This is a genomic window from Comamonadaceae bacterium OTU4NAUVB1, from assembly GCA_024372625.1.
In the GTDB taxonomy this organism is placed as follows: domain Bacteria; phylum Pseudomonadota; class Gammaproteobacteria; order Burkholderiales; family Burkholderiaceae_C; genus Variovorax.
Genome location: CP099605.1, coordinates 84,217 through 103,826 on the forward strand (window position 1 = coordinate 84,217; position 19,610 = coordinate 103,826).

Annotated in this window: 14 protein-coding genes; 3 read left to right on the forward strand and 11 right to left on the reverse strand. The window is 68.7% G+C overall.

What is annotated here, in order from left to right; all coding sequences use genetic code 11:
* Positions 1-6: 6 nt before the first annotated feature.
* From NF681_03925 to NF681_03935, 3 genes are all read right to left on the reverse strand, one after another.
* The gene (locus NF681_03925) at positions 7-1,236 is read right to left on the reverse strand and encodes a spore maturation protein (protein ID UST54371.1); all 1,230 of its coding nucleotides are present in this window, start codon (positions 1,234-1,236) and stop codon (positions 7-9) included.
* A 22-nt stretch (positions 1,237-1,258) separates the two neighbouring features.
* Positions 1,259-2,065 (reverse strand): metallophosphoesterase, encoded by an 807-nt coding sequence (locus NF681_03930; GenBank protein UST54372.1) that lies wholly within the window; start codon positions 2,063-2,065, stop codon positions 1,259-1,261.
* A 344-nt stretch (positions 2,066-2,409) separates the two neighbouring features.
* Positions 2,410-3,399 carry a LysR family transcriptional regulator gene (locus NF681_03935; protein ID UST55854.1) on the reverse strand — a complete coding sequence of 330 codons (990 nt, stop codon included), beginning with the start codon at positions 3,397-3,399 and terminating at the stop codon, positions 2,410-2,412.
* A gap of 115 nt (positions 3,400-3,514) precedes the next feature.
* Between NF681_03935 and NF681_03940 the strand changes: the two genes are divergently transcribed.
* Complete coding sequence (locus NF681_03940; GenBank protein ID UST54373.1) at positions 3,515-4,060, forward strand: hypothetical protein; 546 nt, start codon at positions 3,515-3,517, stop codon at positions 4,058-4,060.
* 103 nt (positions 4,061-4,163) lie between these two features.
* Here the strand turns inward: NF681_03940 and NF681_03945 are convergent, their stop codons facing one another.
* The 3 genes from NF681_03945 to NF681_03955 form a co-directional block, all read right to left on the reverse strand.
* Complete coding sequence (locus NF681_03945; GenBank protein UST54374.1) at positions 4,164-6,014, reverse strand: phosphoenolpyruvate carboxykinase (GTP); 1,851 nt, start codon at positions 6,012-6,014, stop codon at positions 4,164-4,166.
* Positions 6,015-6,253: 239 nt separating this feature from the next.
* Positions 6,254-6,406: a hypothetical protein gene (locus tag NF681_03950; GenBank protein ID UST54375.1), complete on the reverse strand. Its 153-nt coding sequence runs from the start codon at positions 6,404-6,406 to the stop codon at positions 6,254-6,256.
* 146 nt (positions 6,407-6,552) lie between these two features.
* Positions 6,553-7,755 carry a threonine ammonia-lyase gene (locus tag NF681_03955; GenBank protein UST54376.1) on the reverse strand — a complete coding sequence of 401 codons (1,203 nt, stop codon included), beginning with the start codon at positions 7,753-7,755 and terminating at the stop codon, positions 6,553-6,555.
* A gap of 83 nt (positions 7,756-7,838) precedes the next feature.
* Between NF681_03955 and NF681_03960 the strand changes: the two genes are divergently transcribed.
* Positions 7,839-10,163 (forward strand): AAA family ATPase, encoded by a 2,325-nt coding sequence (locus NF681_03960; protein ID UST54377.1) that lies wholly within the window; start codon positions 7,839-7,841, stop codon positions 10,161-10,163.
* Positions 10,164-10,208: 45 nt separating this feature from the next.
* Here NF681_03960 and recQ read toward each other — a convergent pair whose 3' ends face one another.
* Entirely contained in the window at positions 10,209-12,095 is a 1,887-nt protein-coding gene (gene recQ, locus NF681_03965) for a DNA helicase RecQ (GenBank protein UST54378.1), read from the reverse strand.
* Between the two features lie 103 nt (positions 12,096-12,198).
* Between recQ and NF681_03970 the strand changes: the two genes are divergently transcribed.
* On the forward strand, positions 12,199-13,293 hold the full coding sequence (locus NF681_03970; GenBank protein ID UST54379.1) for a homocysteine S-methyltransferase family protein: 1,095 nt from the start codon (positions 12,199-12,201) through the stop codon (positions 13,291-13,293).
* On the opposite strand, the gene NF681_03975 is transcribed toward NF681_03970, so the two are convergent.
* Genes NF681_03975 through vgrG form a run of 4 tightly spaced genes read right to left on the reverse strand, consistent with a single transcriptional unit; the run spans position 13,283 to position 19,582 of the window.
* Positions 13,283-13,546: a PAAR domain-containing protein gene (locus NF681_03975; GenBank protein UST54380.1), complete on the reverse strand. Its 264-nt coding sequence runs from the start codon at positions 13,544-13,546 to the stop codon at positions 13,283-13,285. The two genes, NF681_03970 and NF681_03975, sit on opposite strands and share 11 nt — an antisense overlap.
* A 6-nt stretch (positions 13,547-13,552) precedes the next feature.
* Positions 13,553-15,025 (reverse strand): T6SS immunity protein Tli4 family protein, encoded by a 1,473-nt coding sequence (locus tag NF681_03980; protein ID UST54381.1) that lies wholly within the window; start codon positions 15,023-15,025, stop codon positions 13,553-13,555.
* A complete protein-coding gene (locus tag NF681_03985) occupies positions 15,022-16,779 on the reverse strand; it encodes a hypothetical protein (protein ID UST54382.1) in 1,758 nt (585 codons plus the stop codon). The genes NF681_03980 and NF681_03985 overlap by 4 nt, the downstream gene beginning before the upstream one ends.
* Before the next feature lie 34 nt (positions 16,780-16,813).
* The gene (vgrG, locus tag NF681_03990; protein UST54383.1) at positions 16,814-19,582 is read right to left on the reverse strand and encodes a type VI secretion system tip protein VgrG; all 2,769 of its coding nucleotides are present in this window, start codon (positions 19,580-19,582) and stop codon (positions 16,814-16,816) included.
* Positions 19,583-19,610 lie beyond the last annotated feature (28 nt).

Consider the following 19,610-nt stretch of genomic DNA (forward strand, 5'->3'; position numbering starts at 1 on the left):
GCTTCCTCAGCCGAAGAACCAGTAGCACACCAGGATGGCCGCCACGACCCCGGCGAACTCCGCCGCCAGCGCGCAGGCCACCGCGTGGCGCGCGCGCTGGATGCCCACGGCGCCGAAGTACACCGCCAGCACGTAGAACGTGGTCTCGGTGCTGCCCTGGACGACGGCCGCGGCGAGCGCGGGGAAGCTGTCGACGCCCTGGCTCTTCATGGTCTCGATGAGCATCGCGCGCGCCGCGCTGCCGGAGAACGGCTTGACCAGCGCGGTCGGCAGGGCGTCGACGAAGCGCGCGTCCCAGCCGCTCTGCGCCACCAGCCAGCGGATGGCGCCGAGCGCGACGTCCAGCGCGCCCGAGGCCCGCAGCACGCCCACCGCGCACAGCATCGCCACCAGGTAGGGCAGCAGGTGCCTGGCCACGTCGAAGCCTTCCTTCGCGCCCTCGATGAAGGCGTCGTAGACCTGCACGCCGCGCAGCGCCCCGGCCACCAGGAAGGCGACGATCATCCCGAACAGCGCCAGGTTGCCCAGCAGCGACGACAGCGCCGCCAGCGCCGTGGCCGACAGCGTGGCCAGCAGCCCCATGAAGCCGGCGAGCCCCAGCGCCAGCGGCAGCAGGTAGGCCAGCACCACCGGGTCCCACAGCCGCAGCCGCTGCACCGCCGCCACCGACAGCAGCCCGACCAGCGTCGAGGCGCTGGTGGCCAGCAGGATCGGCAGGAACACCAGCGTCGGGTCCGGCGCGCCCTGCTGCGCGCGGTACATGAAGACCGTCACCGGCAGCAGCGTCAGCGAGGACGCGTTGAGCACCAGGAACAGGATCTGCGCGTTGCTCGCGGATTCGGGGCGCGGATTGAGCGTCTGCAGTTCGCGCATCGCCTTCAGGCCGATCGGCGTGGCCGCGTTGTCCAGCCCGAGCGCGTTGGCCGCGAAGTTCATGGTGATGAGGCCGAGCGCCGGATGGCCCGCTGGCACTTCCGGCATCAGGCGTCGGAACAGCGGACCCAGCAGGCGCGCGAGCCAGGCCACCAGCCCGGCGGCCTCGGCGATGCGCAGCAGCCCGAGCCACAGCGTCAGCGTGCCGAACAGCAGCACCATGATCTCCACCGCCAGCCGCGCCATCGCGAACAGGCTCTCGACGATGGCGGCGAAGACCGCCGGATCGCCGCCCACCAGCCAGCGCCCCAGCGCGGCGAGCGCGGCGATCAGAAAGAAACCCAGCCAGAGGCCGTTGAGCATGTCGGAGTCTCCTGACCGCGTCTCAGCGGATGTCGATCAGGCGGTCGGGCCGGAACGCGTCCTGCTCGCCCTTGGCGGCATAGCCCAGGGGGTTGGCGATCACGCGGCAGCCGTCCTTCACGTAGTCGTGGGCGCAGTGCAGGTGGCCGTGGAACCAGAAATCGGCCCGGGGCAGCAGGTCGTCCAGCGAATTGCAGAAGCCCGCCGTGCCCGGACGCAGACCGTAGCGCGGGTCGGCGCTGGCCAGCGTCGGCGCGAAATGGGTGACCACCACCGTGGTGCCGTCGAAGGGCGCCGCCAGCGCCTCGCGCAGCCAGGCCTCGCACACGAGCGCGCGCTCGCGCAACTGCTCGGCCAGGAACGGCGCGCCGCCGCGCGTGGCGGCGGCCTTCTCCAGGTAGAAGTTGGCCGCACGCATCGCCTTGCCGCGCTTCTTCAGGCGCTGGCCCAGGTCGTCGCCGGCCTCGGCCAGGGCGTCGAAGTCGGCCCACAGCGTGGTGCCGACGAAGCGCACGCCTTCGCGCACCACCGTCTCGCGCTCGAGCCAGCCGATGTCGAGTTCCTCGCACAGCGCGCGCAGGCGGTCGTCGCGCGCGTCGACGTCGGCGCCGTCGTATTCGTGGTTGCCAGGCACGTAGAGGACCGGCGTCGGCCAGCCGTGGCGCGGCGAGAAGCGCGTCAGCCCGAAATCCGGCGTTTCCAGCCGCGAGCCCTGCTGGTAGGACCCGATGTCGCCGGCCAGCACGAGCAGGTCGGCGCCCGGCGCCGGCGCGACGTGCAGGTGGGGGTGCGATTCCAGGTGGAGATCGGAGAGGAGCTGGACCTTCATGGCGGGCAGTCTAAGTCGACGGCTTCAAGGAATGACGTTATGCAAGGAATGCATCGAATGGAGGTCTTGTGGATTAGGGATAACCCTTAATCTAGGAGCTTCCTCCACCCACGCGCAGCCCAGGGCTCGCCCGATCATGTTCTCCCGTCTGATGGCCCGAGCGGCCCGTTTCCTCACTGCTTCCTCCATGGACGTGCCCGCCAGCCCGGCCGCCACGCTGATGGAGAACGCCGACCTGCGCGCCGGACTCGACGCGCGCCAGGCCCAGGACCTGCGCGTCGCCGCCAGCGCCTGGCTGCGCGTGGTGCGCTGAAGGCACCTGCCTTTCCGGGGCGGTGTCCGCCTCACGCGGGCGTGCCGAACACATCGTCCGACAGCACCGAGCGCGCGAACGCCGCCGCCGCCGCGCGGATCAACGCGTCGCGCAGCCACTGGTGCGCATGCCCGTGCTGGGCCCGGCGATGCCACAAGGCGTCCACGTGCACCAGCGGCTGGTCGAAGGGCAGGTCGCACAGCACCAGTTGCTCGTCGATGCCCGTGACGCTCACGAAGTGGCGCGGCAGCACCGTCAGCAGGTCGGAATTGGCCACCACGCGGCCGGCCGTGAAGAACTGGTTGACCGTGACCACGATGCGCCGCGTGCGCCCGAGCGTGTCGAGGGTCTGGTCGATGAAGCCATAGGGCCGTCCGGAGAAGCTCACCAGCAGGTGACGCGCGGCGCAGAAATCGTCGAGCGTCATCGGCCGGTCCGCCAATGGATGGCCGCGCCGCATCACGCACACGTACTGGCCCACGTACAGGCGCTGCGTCTCGAAGGGCACCGCCGTGCCCGACTGGCCGCGCGCCGTCAGGCTGGCCAGCACGGCCGGAAAGTAGCCCACCGCCATGTCCGCGCCTTCGTTCTCCAGCAGCTGGCGCGGATCGCGGGTGGTCAGCGGCACCACGCGCATCGAGATCGCGGGCGCCTCGGCCTGCGCGATCTGCACCAGACCCGGGATCAGCTCGGCCGCCGTGGCGTCGGCCATGGCGAGCACGAAGGTGGTATCGGCGATGGCGGCGTCGAAGGCGTTCGGCGCCAGCGTGTGCTCCAGCTGCAGGAGCGCGTCGCGCACCGCCGGCCAGAGCGCGAGCGCACGCGGCGTGGGCTCGACGCCCGCGCCCGAGCGGCGCAGCAGGTCGTCGCCCAGCACCTCGCGCAGGCGCCGCAGGGCGTTGCTGACCGCCGGCTGGGTCAGCGAGAGGTTGCGTGCCGCGCGGGTCAGGTTGCGTTCGGCCATGACCTCGTCAAAGACCCGCAGCAGGTTCAGGTCCAGCGTGCGAAAGTTGACATCTATCATTTTCGTGAATGATATCCATCATAAATATAAAGTGGATAAGCACTAGGGTAACCCCTAATATCACCCCATCGGCACTCGTTGCCCCCTGCTCAAACCTACCGAAGGACGCATCATGACCAGCTTTGTCCACGTCGATCAACCGACCGAACACCCCGGCGTCGCCCGCGCCGAGGCCGCTTTCTCCGAAATCCGCAACACCCGCCTCGACACCGTCGGCGCTGCCGGCCTCGTGGCCCTGCTCCTGTCGGTGATCGTCGCCGCCCTCGTGGTGGGTGCCGACCACCTCGCCGACAGCCTCGAGGATGGGGGCCTGCTGGCTGCCTGGCTCGTGATGTGGGCCGTGGTCTTCGTCGTGCTGGCGCTCGTCGCCACCCGCGTCGGTGCCCAGGTCGCCCGCGTGCGTGACGGCTGGAACGCCCATTCGCAGCGCCGCGCCGCCGCCGCCGCCGATGCCAAGTTCCTGGCCTACGCCCGCTACGACACCCGCGTGATGCAGGAACTCCAGGCCGCCACGACGCGCCACGAAGCCTCGCAGAGCGTGGCCATGGTGCCCGCCCGTGACCTGGCCCGCCAGCTCGTCGCCGAGCGCTCGGCCGCCGCCGAAGCCCCCACGCTGTACGAAGCCATGCGCCGCGTGAACCTCGGCAAGTACTACTGAGCCGAACCGCGACACGGGAACGCCGCACGCGACGTTCTCAAGACGCCCAGCAAAAAGCCCCGCGATGCGGGGCTTTTTGCGTTGAGGCCGTCCGGCGTCTCGATCAGGCGGCAAGGCGCCGTTCGATCGCGGCCTTGGTGGCGGGCAATTCGGCGGGCAGGTGATGCGCCAGCTGCGCGAACAGCTCGTCGTGCAGCTTCAGCTCGGCCTCCCAGGACGGGCGGTCCATGCTCGTGACGGTCTCGAACTGCTCGGCGCTGAAGTCCAGGCCGGTCCAGGTCAGGTCGTCGTAGCGGGGCGAGACACCGAAGAGGTGCTCGGTGCCCGAGGCTTGGCCCTCGATGCGTTCGATCATCCACTTGAGCACGCGCATGTTCTCGCCGTAGCCGGGCCAGACGAACTTGCCGTCGGCGCCTTTCCTGAACCAGTTGGTGGTGTAGATCTTCGGCAGCGTGGCGCCGGCGGCCTCGAGCTTCTTGCCTAGGTCGAGCCAGTGCTGGAAGTAGTCGCTCATGTTGTAGCCCATGAACGGCAGCATGGCGAACGGGTCGCGGCGCACCACGCCGGCCTGGCCGGTGGCCGCGGCGGTGGTCTCCGAGCCCATCGTCGCGGCCATGTAGACGCCCTCGACCCAGTCGCGCGCCTCCGTCACCAGCGGCACGGTGGTCGAGCGGCGGCCGCCGAAGATGAAGGCGTCGATCTTCACGCCGGCCGGATCGTCCCAGGCCTCGTCGAGGGCCGGGTTGTTGATGGCGGCCACGGTGAAGCGCGCGTTGGGGTGCGCGGCCTTGGCGCCGGTCGCCTTCGCGATGGCCGGTGTCCACTCCTTGCCCTGCCAGTCGATGGCGTGCGCGGGCGGCTCGCCCATGCCTTCCCACCAGACGTCGCCGTCGTCGGTCAGGGCGACGTTGGTGAAGATCACGTCGCGCTCCAGGCTGGCCATGCAGTTGGGGTTGGTCTGGGCGTTGGTGCCCGGCGCGACGCCGAAGTAGCCCGCCTCCGGATTGATGGCGCGCAGTGAGCCGTCGGCCTGGGGCTTGATCCAGGCGATGTCGTCGCCGATGGTGGTGACCTTCCAGCCGTCCAGGCCCGCCGGCGGGATCAGCATGGCGAAGTTGGTCTTGCCGCAGGCGCTCGGGAACGCGGCGGCGACGTGGTACTTGCGGCCCTCGGGGTTGGTCACGCCCAGGATCAGCATGTGCTCGGCCAGCCAGCCCTCGTCGCGGCCCATGGTGGAGGCGATGCGCAGCGCGAAGCACTTCTTGCCCAGCAGCGCGTTGCCGCCGTAGCCCGAGCCGTAGCTCCAGATCTCGCGCGTCTCCGGGTAGTGGACGATGTACTTGGTCTTGTTGCAGGGCCAGGCCACGTCCTGCTGGCCCGGCTCGAGCGGCGCGCCCACGGTGTGCACGCAGGGCACGAACTCGCCCGCGGTGCCCAGCACGTCGTACACGGCACGGCCCATGCGCGTCATGATCTTCATGTTGACGGCGACGTAGGGGCTGTCGGACAACTCGATGCCCACGTGGGCGATGGGCGAGCCCAGCGGGCCCATCGAGAACGGCACGACGTACATCGTGCGGCCGGCCATGCAGCCGTCGAACAGCGGCTGCAGGGTCGCGCGCATCTCCTCGGGCGCCATCCAGTTGTTGGTGGGGCCGGCGTGCGCCTTGTCGGCCGAGCAGATGTAGGTGCGGTCCTCGACGCGGGCCACGTCGCTCGGGTCGGACGACGCGAGGTAGGAATTCAGGCGCTTGGCCTCGTCGAGCTTCTTGAAGGTGCCGGCCTCGACCAGCTGGGCGCACAGGGCGTCGTACTCGGCGTCGCTGCCATCGCACCAGTGGATGCGTTCGGGCCGGCACAGGGCGGCCATGTCGGCCACCCAGGCGATCAGCCCGGCATGTTTGACGTAGGAGGGGGCCTGGAGGGTCAGGCCCTTCATCACGGGTTCGTTCATCGGTGGAATCTCCGGAGTTGAAAAATCGTCTTTTTCAGCGGGGCTCGGGCGCCGGGATGCGCAAAGGGCCGCTGGAGAAAACGTCTTTCCCACGGAAACGAGAACTGAAGCCTTTGGTTTTACCGACATACGAGGTGTCGGTCACGCGGGATGTCCTGGGGTGAACCGGGCCGGACGTGTGAAATTCCCGCAATCGGCAGGCGCTGCCGTGGCGCGGACGGCGGACGCCGTGCGCCGCCTCAGGCCAGGAAGACGGCGATGGAGGCGAGCAGCAGCATCAGCACGCCGCCCACGATGGGCAGCACGATCGGCATCAGCGGCACGATCGACTCGACGGCGTCTTTCTCGACCATGGCGTCGTGGCCGGGCTCGACGGGGGTGGGGGTGGACATCGGAAAGCTCCTTGGATTCGCAAAAGTCGGGGCATTCTAAGGAGCGATGCCGGGACGCCGTCTCCGGGTACGACCCCATGCCGGCACGCCCGACAAGGTCATCCGGATCGGAGAAATGCCGCCAGCGGCGCTCCGCACGCCCGGGTTCAGTGCTGTTCCTGGGCCTCGAAACCCGCGGCGCGGAGGGCTTCCAGCACGGCGGCGAGGTGCGCGCGGCCGCGGGTCTGCAGCACCAGTTCGATCTCCACGTTCTGCGCGGCCAGCATGGTGAAGGCGCGCTGGTGATGGACCTCGTCGATGTTGGCGCCGGCCTCGGCCACGGTGGCGGTGATGCGCGCGAGCATGCCCGGCACGTCGCGCGCGCTCACGCGCAGGCGGGCGAGGCGGCCCGCGCGCACCATGCCGCGCTCGATGATGGCCGCCAGCAGGAGCGGGTCGATGTTGCCGCCCGAGAGCACCAGCCCCACGCGCTTGCCCCGGAAGCGCTCGGGATGGCGCAGCAGGGCGGCCAGACCGGCGGCGCCGGCGCCCTCGACCAGCGTCTTCTCGATCTCCAGCAGCATCAGCACGGCCTGCTCGATGTCGCCCTCGTCGACCAGCAGCAGGTCGTCGACGTGGCGCCGGATGATCGCCAGGGTGCGCTCGCCAGGGGTGCCCACGGCGATGCCCTCGGCGATGGTGCTGGTGCCCAGGACGTGTTGCGTGCCGTGCACGGCGTTGACCATCGTCGGAAAGCGCGTCGTCTGCACGCCGACGATGTCGATGTCCGGGCGGCGATCGCGCGCGGCGACGGCCATGCCCGCGATCAGCCCGCCGCCGCCCACCGACACCACCAGCGCGTCGAGGTCGGGCACGGCCTCCAGCATCTCCAGGGCCACCGTGCCCTGGCCGGCGATGATGTCGTCGTCGTCGTAGGGATGGACGAAGGCCAGGCCCTCGCGCCCGGCCAGCTCGAAGGCATGGGCGCGCGCGGCGTCGAGCGTGTCGCCGTGGAGCACCACCTCGGCGCCGAAGCCGCGCGTGCGCTCGATCTTCACGCCCGGGGTGAAGCGCGGCATGACGATCAGGGCGCGCACGCCCAGGCGCTGCGCGTGGTAGGCCACGCCCTGGGCATGGTTGCCGGCGGACATGGCGATCACGCCGCGCGTCGGGTCCGCCGTGGTCAGCTCGACGAGCTTGTTGCAGGCGCCGCGCTCCTTGAAGGAGGCGGTGAACTGGAGGTTCTCGAACTTCAGGAACACCTCGGCGCCGACGATGTCCGAGAGCGTGCGCGACTCGACGCACGGCGTCGCCAGGATCTGTCCGCGCAGGCGCAGCGCGGCGCGCTCGATGTCTTGGATCTGGATCATCACGGCCATTGTGGCGTCTCTTCCCGGAACCCATGGTCTGCGTTAAGGTCGCGCTCAATTCCCTAATCGCTGGAGGTTGTCCGATGGTCAAGCGTTCCGGGGTCGACATGGCGGCCGTGCCCTCGCGCGGGCAGGCGCTGCCGTCGCCCGGCCTGAAGGAAGCGCCGGTGCTGGAGCTGATGTGCTCGCATTTCGTGCTCACGCTCGCGGCCAAGCAGGGCCCGCGCTTCAACGTGCGGCGCGACCTCAACGGGCTGCTGTCGCTGGCCGGGCGCCACCTGGTGTGGCCGGCGCAGGTGCTCCAGCGGCTGCGGGAATTCCTGGTGCGGCGCTGCGCCGGCAACGAGGTCTGGAAGGGCATCGAGAATTTCGACGGCCGCACGCTCCTGGAGCGCCACGGCGTCTGGCGCGGCCCGTACGAGGAAGGCACCTTGTTCTTCTACCTCGACGAGTACGCCAAGGACCAGCCCAAGGACCTGCTGGCCGTGCTGTCGGTGACGCGCGACTGGCTCACGCACGCGTTGCGCAAGCAGTCGACCCTGGTCGAGAAGAACATCGAGGCGCTCGCCGGCCTGCTGCAGCTCAACAAGGCCGAGCGCGCGCTGCTGCTCTACGGCACGCTGGCGCGCTACCAGCGCGACCTGCGCTCGCTGCTGGTGGAGTTCAAGGTCAACAACGCGCCGGAGGCCTACGCCGCCATCGCCGAGGTGGCCGGCGTGCCCGCCAGCGACGTCGGCGAGGCCCTGCGCGCGGGTTCGCGGCTCGAGCGCATCGGGTTGATCGAGAACCTGATCTCCGAGCACAACATCACCGACCTGGCCGACCTGATGAAGGTCAGCGAGAAGCTGCCGCCGGTGCTCATGCGCGAGTACCGCGACCAGAGCGAGCTGATGGCGGTCTTCACGCGGCCCTCGGCCAAGAGCGCCCTCGCGCCGGAGGACTTCTCCTTCGCCGCCGAGGACACGCACATGCTCGTCACGCTGCTGCGCGCGGCCGTCGCGCGCAAGGAGCCCGGCGTCAACGTGCTGCTCTACGGCCCGCCGGGCACCGGCAAGACCGAGCTGGCGCGGGTGGTGGCGCAGGCCGCCGGGCTCGACCTGTTCGAGGTGGAATATGCCGACCGCGACGGCAATTCGCTCTCCGGGCGCGACCGCTACCGCTCGCTGCAGATCGCGCAGGTGTTCTTGAAGGGCAGCGCGCAGGCCGCGCTGCTGTTCGACGAGGTGGAGGACGTGTTCCCGCCGATCAGCACCGAGGCCGCGCAGTTCATGGCGCGCGCCGACCAGGTGCCCTCGCCGCCCAGCGGCAGCGTCAGCGGCAAGGCCTGGGTCAACCAGATCCTCGAATCCAACGCCGTGCCCACGCTGTGGGTCACCAACCGCATCGAGCAGATCGACCCGGCGTTCCGCCGCCGCTTCGCCTACCACCTGGAGCTGAAGTCGCCGCCGCCCGGGGCGCGCGAGCAGCTGGTGCGCAAGACGCTCGAAGGCGTCAGCGTGTCGGACGCCTTCACCGCCAAGCTCGCCGCGCGCAAGGGCCTGACGCCGGCGCAGATCCGCACGGCGGTGCGTTTCGCCGGGCTGGCGCGCACCGACGACGCCTCGGTCGAGGGGCTGATCGAGCGCCAGCTGCGCAACGCCGATCTCGCCCTGGGCACGACCGACCGCGCCGCCCGCGAGCGCCGCGCCGTGACCACCTACGACCTCGACATGCTCAACGTCGAGACGCGCTTCGAGCTTCCGCGCATCGTCGAGGCGCTGCGCGCGCGCGGCCACGGCACGCTGTGCTTCTACGGCGCGCCGGGCACCGGCAAGACCGCGCTGGCTGAGCACATCGCGCGCGCCATCGACCGGCCGCTGATCGTCAAGCAGGCCAGCGACCTGATGAGCAAGTACGTCGGCGAGACCGAGCAGAACATGGCCGCCATGTTCCGCGAGGCCGAGGCCGAACGCGCCGTGCTGCTGCTCGACGAGGCCGACAGCTTCCTGCAGGACCGCCGCGGCGCCCAGCGCACCTACGAGGTCACCGAGGTCAACGAGATGCTCCAGGGCATGGAGCGCTTCGACGGCATCTTCGTGTGCACCACCAACCTGCTCGAGCGCCTCGACCAGGCGGCGCTGCGCCGCTTCACCTTCAAGATCCGGTTCATGCCGCTGACCGCGCCGCAACGCGAACGCATGTTCGCGACCGAGGCGCTCGCGGGCGACGCGGCGCTCATGACGGGCGAACTGCGCGCGCGGCTGGCCAGGCTCGACCAGCTCTGTCCGGGCGACTTCGCCGCCGTCAAGCGCCAGACCGACATCCTCGCGGCCGAGTTCTCGGCCACCGAATTCCTCGACCAGCTGGAGGCCGAGCACCGCATCAAGCCGGAGGTGCGGGAAGCGCGCGGGATGGGGTTCGTGCAGTAGCGCCTCCGCGTCGTCCGGCGACGATCCGGGCCGGGGCGCCGCGCCCTACTGGTTCGCGCACGCCCGCAGCACTTCCACCCCGTACTTCTCCAGCTTCGTCACCCCGATCCCGCTGACGCCCTGCAGGTCGGCCAGGGTGGCGGGCGCGCGTTGGGCGATGGCCGCGAGGGTGGCGTCGTGGAAGATCACGTAGGCGGGCAGGTTGCCCTCTCGCGCGACCTCGGCGCGCCAAGCCTTGAGGGCGGCGAAGCGCTGCTGGGCGGTCTCGTCGAGCCCTTCGGCGGCCGGCGACGGCGCGCCGCGCGCGGGGCGCTCGCGGCGCGTCCGGCCGCCCGACGAGGCGCCGCGTCCGGCCGGCGCCGACACCGACTCGCGCAGCGCGACGCGCGTCTCGCCCTTGAGCACGGCGCGCGAGGCGTCGGTCAGCCGCAGGGTGTTGAAGTGCTGCGTGTCGACCGCCACCGCGCCGATGGCGATGAGCTGGCGCAGCACGCCGCGCAGTTGCACCTCGCTGAACTCCGCGCCGATGCCGAAGGTGCTGACCTGATCGTGGCCGAACTGCTTGACCTTCTCGGTCGCCTTGCCGCGCAGGATGTCCATGATGTGCCCGGCGCCGAAGCTGATGCCGCTGCTCTGCTGCACGCGGTAGATGGTGGAGAGCAGCTTGCGCGCGGCGTCGGTGGCGTCCCAGACCGCGGGCGGCTCCAGGCAGTTGTCGCAGTTGCCGCAGGGCGTGCTGTGCTCGCCGAAGTAGGCCAGCAGCCGCACGCGCCGGCAGTCGGTGGCCTCGGCCAGCGCCAGCAGGGCGTCGAGCTTGCCGCGCATGACCTGCTTGAAGTCCTCGCCGGCCGGGCTCTCGTCGATCATGCGGCGCTGGTTCACCACGTCCTGCAGGCCGTAGACCATCCAGGCATCGGCCGGGGCGCCGTCGCGTCCGGCGCGGCCGGTCTCCTGGTAGTAGCCCTCGATGTTCTTGGGCATGTCCAGGTGGCCGACGAAGCGCACGTCGGGCTTGTCGATGCCCATGCCGAAGGCGATGGTGGCCACCATCACGATGCCGTCCTCGCGCAGGAAGCGGTCCTGGTGCCGCTGCCGCACCGCGGCGTCCAGGCCGGCGTGGTAGGGCAGGGCGTTGACGCCGGCGGCGACCAGCGCCACGGCCACCTCCTCCACGCGCTTCCTGGACTGGCAATACACCACGCCCGCCTCGCCCGCGTGCTCGCGCTCGATGAAGCGCAGCAGCTGCGTGGTGGCGTCCTTCTTCTCGACGATGGCGTAGCGGATGTTCGGGCGGTCGAAGCTGCTGACGAACTGGCGCGCCTCCTCCAGCTGCAGCCGCTCGACGATGTCGGCGCGCGTCAGGTCGTCGGCCGTGGCGGTCAGGGCGATGCGCGGCACGCCGGCGTAGCGCTCGTGCAGCACGGTGAGCGCGCGGTACTCGGGGCGGAAGTCGTGGCCCCACTGGCTCACGCAGTGCGCCTCGTCGATGGCGAACAGGCTGAGCCGGCCTTTCGCGTGCAGGGCGTCGAGCTGCGCCAGGAAGCGCGGCGTGGTCACCCGCTCGGGCGCGGCGTAGAGCAGGGTCACCTCGCCGCTGGCCATGCGCCGCTCCACGTCCTGCGTCTGCGGCCAGTCGAGCGTGGAGTTCAGGAACGCGGCGTCCACGCCGGCCTCGTGCAGCGCGCCGACCTGGTCGTGCATCAAGGCGATCAGCGGCGAGACCACCACCGCGACGCCGTGGCCGGCGCGCTGGCGCGCGATCGCCGGGATCTGGTAGCACAGCGACTTGCCCCCGCCCGTGGGCATCAGCACCAGCGCGTCGCCGCCGTGCGTCACGTGGTCGACGATGGCCGCCTGGGCACCGCGGAAGGCCCCGTAGCCGAAGACGTCGTGGAGGATGAGGGCGGGGTCGGCGGACAGGCCGGTGGTCATGGCGGAGGAGGGCGGGGAAGGGGGTGGCACGAAGCCGGATTGTCGCCGCGGCCATCCGCGCGCGCGCCGCGCCGGGCGCAAGGCCCTTCCTACAATCCGTGCCATGAAGCCCGTCGTCTACACCCGCGCCCAGCAACTCCCGGCCATCCTGGCCGAACGCATCGCCATCCTCGATGGCGCCATGGGCACCATGATCCAGCGCTTCAAGCTCAGCGAGGCGCAGTACCGGGGTCAGGGCTACGACGGTCCGGGCAGCACGGGCGAGCGGTTCACGGACTTCGAGCGCGACGTCAAGGGCAACAACGAACTGCTCTCGCTGACCCGCCCCGACGTCATCCGCGACATCCACGAGGCCTACCTCGCCGCCGGCGCCGACCTGATCGAGACCAACACCTTCGGCGCCACCACCGTCGCGCAGGAGGACTACAAGATGGCGCACCTCGCACGCGAGATGAACCTCGCGTCGGCCCGGCTCGCCCGCGCCGCCTGCGACAAGTTCAGCACCCCGGACAAGCCGCGCTTCGTCGCCGGCGCCCTCGGCCCGACGCCCAAGACCGCGAGCATCAGCCCCGACGTGAACGACCCCGGCGCCCGCAACGTCGACTTCGAGACCCTGCGCGCGGCCTACTACGAGCAGACCGAGGCGCTGGTCGAGGGCGGCGCCGACGTCATCCTGGTGGAGACCATCTTCGACACGCTCAACGCCAAGGCGGCGCTGTTCGCCGTCGACGAGTACTTCGAGGCCAGCGGCGAGCGCCTGCCGATCCTCATCAGCGGCACCGTCACCGACGCCTCCGGCCGCATCCTCAGCGGCCAGACCGTGACCGCCTTCTGGCACAGCGTGCGCCACGCCCAGCCCCTGGCCGTGGGGCTGAACTGCGCGCTCGGCGCCGCGCTGATGCGCCCCTACATCCAGGAACTCGCGCGCGTGGCCGGCGACACCTTCATCAGCTGCTACCCCAACGCCGGGCTGCCCAACCCGATGAGCGACACCGGCTTCGACGAGACGCCCGAGGTCACCTCGCGCCTGCTGCACGAGTTCGCGGCCGACGGGCTGGTCAACATCGTAGGCGGCTGCTGCGGCACCACGCCCGACCACATCGGCGCCATCGGCCGTGCGGTCGCGCCGTTGCCGGGGCGCGCGATCGGGCGCGGCGTGTTCTACCGCGAGCCGGAAGCGGCGAACGCTACTTCTTGAACGACGCGATCAGGGTGGCACCGCAAGCGGTGGCGGTGCCTTCGAAGGCCAGCGTGATGCCTTCTTCCGTTGCCGCATGGGGTGTCGGCAGGATGGCGTAATCACTTTCGCACCTTGGGCAATGCGTCATGTCGCCTGCCTTGGCAACCGCGATGCCGTGCAGCACGTAGCGTGTGCTGGCGCTGATGACCGTGCCGCCGTGGGTGGTTGAATCACCCAGGCGGATGGCCGCCTTGTTGCCTGGACCGAACATGGGTGCTCATCCTTCCTGCAACCACCGCCACGTGATCGCCGCGTTGCCGGCCTCGGCGGTGTGGGGGAACATGAACCTGGCATAGAACGCGGGCATGGGTTCGCCGACCTGGGCGCTCTTGACCCTGAAGGCCTGTGGAAGGCCCGCGAGATGGCTCGCCTCGGGATGGGTGATTGGGAGATAGGCTTCCCACAGGCCTGATCTGGGGCAGGTCTGGCCGACCTTCACGGGCGGCACGAGGTCTCCGGTCTTCGGGTCGATCTGCCTGCCGCCATTGGCCGGTGACAGGCGCATGGTGCGGATCAGGGTGTCCCAGACCTTCAGGGCCCGGGTCTGGTCCAAAGAGGAGGGTTTGTTCTGGCCGAAGCTCAGCAGGAATTCGATGTACGGGCGTTGCAGACTCTGTTTTTCCTTGGGGAGGTTGGTCTGTGCCCGCATCGTGAAGCCGACATCCGAATGGGTCACATGGATGGCTTGGGCGTATTCCATTCCCGGCATGCCGTTGATGGCGCGATCGCCTTTGCGCAGAACGAAAAGTTGGGCGCCTTGTGTTGCCAGCACAGCACGCACACCCAGATTGACTCTGTCGACCCGCTGGAGCAGGTTCTCTTCTTCATGCCCGTATTGCCCCTGCATGCGGATGTGAAACCTCGTGTCGGGAAGGAGCTTTTTATCGGAATCTATGGAGATGCCGAACCCGCCCGTCTCCACGTCATAGCCCATGGTCCTGTCGTTCATCACCATGCCCGCCACGCAGAACCCTTCTGGTGCCTGGGTCGCATTGCTGTAGCCCTTGATGTTCTGGGCGATGATCTTCAGGCGGTCTTCCATTGGCTTGGGGTTGATGAACTTGTAGCTCTGGCGATCGGTTTTTCTGATGTCCTTTTCATCGTCGTAAGTAGTTCCTGCCGCAACTGCATATCTTCTGCCCACCAATATGTGCAGTTCGCTGATAACCGGCGTATATGTCGTGTAGTCCCTTTTCAAATACCTCAACATCAATGCCTTGCCATGCGGCGTGTTCCATACTTCTTGTGCCAGAAGCAAAGGTATCTTCAAGTCAATGTTTTGCTTTGAATTCAACTCATCGATGCGTGCATTCGTCTTTCGCATGAACCGATCGGGCGTGAAGTCTTCACTGTCGACCACCACCTCCACGGTCTTGAAACTGGCGTCCAGTCCATAGAGAAATTCGGCGGAGGCGCCGAAGTTCCCCATCTCCACCGGGACGTCGATCAGATAGCGGCCCACGCAGTGGGTCCTGGTTGTTCCGGACAGTGTGGTCATGTTTTCGGGGTGGTAGAAATAGACCGCGCCGCGGCCGTAGGCCCAAAAGCCCAGCAGTCCCAGCACGATGGAAAGCACCAGGACCAGCCCGCTCGTGCGCAGACGCTGGCCCCAGGTGTTCCAGGCGAACAAAGCCGACAGAACCGCGCGATGCTTGCGTGGCGGGGCGGGGTGGTTTTTGATTGGCGTCATGGCTTTCGGGGTGATGTCGATGTCGATGTCGATGTCGATGTCGATGTCGATGTCGATGTCGATGTCGATGCGGATGGGGACGGCATTGCCGCCGCGATCTTGGCAATGGCATAGGCCGTGATGAGTTGGGTCGTTAGGTGCTGGTAGGCGGGCTCGTGCTCGACGCTCGGCACGTCGAAGAACTGCTTGATGCGCTGCTGCACCTCCGTGCTCTGCACGGGATTTGCCGGGTAGGCGCCGCTGACGATCGGAACGGTACCGTCGCCCGAGTCCTTCGACAGGTCAAGGCGCAATTCGAATCCGGGCACGGGCGTGTGTGCGATGGGCGCATGCCCTGGCACGGCGTGGATCTTCTGTTTTTCCAGAACGAGCGCGCGGTTGTCTCCGTCCAGTCGCACTTCCGCGTGGGTGCGTTGGGTGAGGTCGCGTGGTGACGTGTCTTTGGATTGACCTGGGATCAAGGCATGCAGGGTCCAGCGGACCTGCGCAAAACTGTTGACCTTGCTGCCGTAGAAGCCCCATGTGTTGGGGTGGTAGTGATCTTGGATTTTTTCGTGAAAATCCGAAGCTAAATCAAGATTATCTTTAAAAGAATTCCAATCAATTGGCTCTCCTTTTGGAGGATTCAGCCATTCCTCCTTGACCAAGCCCCACCATTTCTTTCGTTCGGCGTACACCCCGCCCGGCCCATAAGGATCGTCGGTATTGGGTTGTTCCGGCAGCGGCGTGCCCTCGGCATCCACGATCTTCAACCATTGACGCTCCGGATACTGTTGGGTGGGCAGCAATTGCAATGCACCCGGGGCCTGGGCAAAGACGGCCGTGACCTCCCGGCCGGTGTAGCCGATGACCTTGGCGGCGCCCCAGGCTTGTGGCCCCGAGCCTTCGTCGGCCATGCCCACCTTGCACCGTCGGTACGCCACGGCCGCGCCCACCGCCGGCATCACGCCGTGCACCACGCCGGCGATCTTCTCTTCCATGCCGGGCAGCTGGCTGCACGCCCTGGCCACCAGGCCGCCCATGCTGTGGGTGACCAGGATCACCTGCCGGCACACGCCGTTCCTCTGGTACAGCGCCATGACGTCGTCGATGCGTTGGGCCAGCTTCAGCGCGGCCTTGCCGTTGTCGTCGAGCCAGTTGTAGCCGAAGGCGTGCACCGGATAGAACCACTGCTGCGACTTGTCGGATTCGTCCGCGGTCAGGGCTGCGAATGCCTTCCTGGCACCCCATCGCGTTCTGCCGTCCCGGACCTGTTCCAGCGTCCGGTTCAACACCGCGTGCCTGCCCTGGGTGCCACCGCCATTGAGGCTGTCTTCCAGCCAGAGCAGGAATGCCTGGTAACTGGTGGCGCCCACCTCGCCCCAGCCACGGGCCCTGAACTGCTCGGGTTTGGTCACCGAACCGGCGGGCGCATTGGGCAGCGCCCCTCGGTCGTCCACTGCGGTGCGCTGGGGATGCAAGGCCTTCTGTCGGTCACCTGCGGATTGCTGGACATGCGCTGCAAACATCTTGCCATTGCTGTCTAACCGCCAAACCTCTGTGTCTTGGTAATCGCCCGCCGTTCCTTTGAGATTGCTCCCCATGATCCCCGGCACGAAGACGATCGGCAGGGTGTGCACGGGCTTCAGGGTCAGGCGCACGTGATCGGCCAGTTGCAGTGGCGTGAGGTTCAGGGCGTAGGTGCAGTCGCCCGTGACCGGGCAGATGGACGGCGAGACTTGCCGCCGGGGGCCCGAGGTGTTCGTGGTTGCCATGGCTTCTTTGCGCTCCCTGTTGTTTCGTGACGGGTCAGGGCGTGGGCGTGCCGAGGATGCGGATGCCCAGCCGTTCGGGGTGGTCGCTGCGCTGGATCGGAATGCCGCCGTCCGCCGCCGTGATGCCCCTGACCACGGAGCCGTCCTCGCGGGTCAGTTCGTAGTGGCGGTTCGCGAACGGCCGGTCGTCGGGGTCGGCCAGGTAGAGCGTTTCGTTGAACCGGCTGTCCGGGCTGTCCTGGATCGCCTCGGTCACGCTCCGGGGCGTGGCCAGGTTGATCGCCGCCGTGTGGAACTGCGGCGCCAGGGGCGAGAGGAACTCGATGCCGGCGCCCGGCGTGATCTGGATGGCATGGCCGCCCGCCACCAGACGGATCAGCTTGTCGGACTTCAGGGTGATGCCTTCGCGCCCCAGGAGCTCCAGCATCTTCTGCGCCAGCAGTTCCATGTCGCCGTCCTGCGCCTGGATCTCCACCTTGCCCTTGGCGGCCATCATGCGGATGCCCAGGTTGGCGAAGGCACGCAGGTGTTTGCCCGCGGACGCCAGCACGCTGCCCGCGCTCGCCAGGCTGATGTGCCGGCCCGCGGTGACGACGTGGTGCGCGCCGCTGTGGGCATGGGTGCTGCCCGGCGTGGTGCTCTCGATGCCCGCCGGACTGGAGAGGGCGAGGTGGGGCGCCTGCATCTCGGGATGGCGGTCCGCCTGGTGGGGGTGCCCCTGGCCCGACAGGTCGTCGGCCTGCTGCCGGAGGCTGTGCTGGACGTCGCGGGCCTCGTCGTCGTCCTGGGCGCGGTGGTGCACCGCCAGGTCGCCCATCCGCTTGTGCTGGTCATGGGCCGCGCCGAGCGGACCGGTGGTCTCTTCCATGCTGAGCATGTGCTCCCGGGCCCCCTGGCGCCCATGGGTGGTGAGCAGCAGGCCGTCCCCGGCCCGGACCACGCCGTGGCCGTCGGTGCGGAGGTCGAAGCCCTGGCCCCGGTGGTCCTTGCGGCCCTGGTGGTCCTCGATGCGGGTGATGTGGCCCAGGGACAGCTGGCTGTGCTGGTGGTCGCTCTTGAGCTGGGCCTGCATCCCGCCGGCCGTGTCGTCCAGGACGAGGTGGTTGCTGCGTCCCGCGGCGCTGTTGCCGCCGCCGGAGACCAGTTCCCTGCTCCTGAATCCCGACAGGGCCTGCTGGTCCGGCAGGCGCCAGGCGGACAGGTTCAGGGCGTTGTGCACCCGTCCCACGATGACGGGCCGATCGAGATCGCCGTCGTAGAAGTCCACGATGACTTCCTGGCCCACGCGTGGCACGTGGGTGCTGCCCATCTGGTTGCCCGCCCACTCGCCTTGCGCGCGCACCCAGCAGGAGCTGCCCTGGTTCCTCGCGCCATACCGGTCCCAGAAAAACTGGAGCTTGACGCGGCCCAGCGCGTCGGTATGGATGTTGGTCTCGGCCGTGTCGGCGTCGGGCCCGCACACGATGGCCGGCTGAGGCCCGTACGCCCTGGGTTTGGGCTGGGTGAAGTCGGGGCGCAGGGTCTCGCGGACGGGCTGCACCGTGAAATCGACCGTCACGCGCCAGTGACCGGAGCGCCGATGGACATCGGCGAGGGCGCGGGCGCCCGGTGCGGGGCCATCGCGCTGGGTCGTCTCGTCGACGTTCTCGACGACGAGCCGGGTGTGCAGGACGAGGTAGTCGGTGTTGGCGGCCTCGTGGGGATGCCCGCTCAGGGTGAAGGTGCGACCGGGCACCACGCCGCGCACATGGCCCGTGCCGTGCGCCCGCAAGCCGCCCTGGCGCAGGTTCTGCATGCGCAGCAGCGCCAGCTGGCGGCCCTGTTCTTCCGTGCGATGGGCCTGCTTGTCGGCGCCGGCATTGGGCTGGCTGTAGTCCGAGCCTCCCAGCCCGGCCTTGCTGCCACGCCACAGATAGACCGCCTGCCGGGCGTGCGCGGTCTGGCGGGGCGCGCTGGCGTCGGCGTCCAGCGTGGCGATGGGCCGGGTGGGGTCGTGGTCCCGGGTGGCGTAGGCGCCGCTGACGAGGCGGCTGGTGCGCTCGAAGCGATGGATGTACTCGCGGTCGATCTTGTGACCCAGGGGGTAGTAGGGGATGTCGTGGTAGGGGCTGGTTCCACGCGGGAGCTCGGGCTGGATGCTCCGGAAGGCGGTGTTGTCGTCGCTCCAGATCAGCCGGTGCACGCCGTCCGAATGCTCGAAGTGGTAGTTGATTCCCCGCTCCTGCATGAGGCGGGTGATGAACTCGAACGTCGTTTCGTTGAACTGGACGCAGTAGTCCTTCGGCGGGTGCTCTCCGATCAGGCGCTTGTCGGCGGCATAGGCATACGGCGCGAGCACCGCTTCGATGACTTCGACGGCCGTCTGGTCCTGAAACACCCGGCAATCGGTCGTGAGCGTCGTCAGGTAGAGCCAGGGCCGCAGCTCCAGTTCGTAGACGGCGTGGCGGTGGTCCTCGCGCACGAAACGGGCCGCGGTGACGAGGCCGGAGATCTCGCGCACGCCGGCGCCCTGGTGGGTGACGCTCCGGTCACCCGGCAGGCCGGGCTGAAAGCTCCCCATGCCCTCGAGTTCGATGCTGCACGTGATTTCCACCCCGATGAAGCGGTCGAGGTCGAAGTTGCTGCCGGTGGCGGTGCCCGGCGACGCATCGGGCGTCTGCAGCGTCAGGGTGTAGTGGAAGAGGCTGTTGACGCCTTCCGTGCCCTCGAGCTTCAACGCCACCAGGGCAGGCCGGCCGGCGACGAGGGGAATGGCGGGGCTGCGAACGGCAAGGGCACGTTGCGCGCTGAACGAGGTGGACATCGTGACTCCGGCCGATGCACCGGACCGT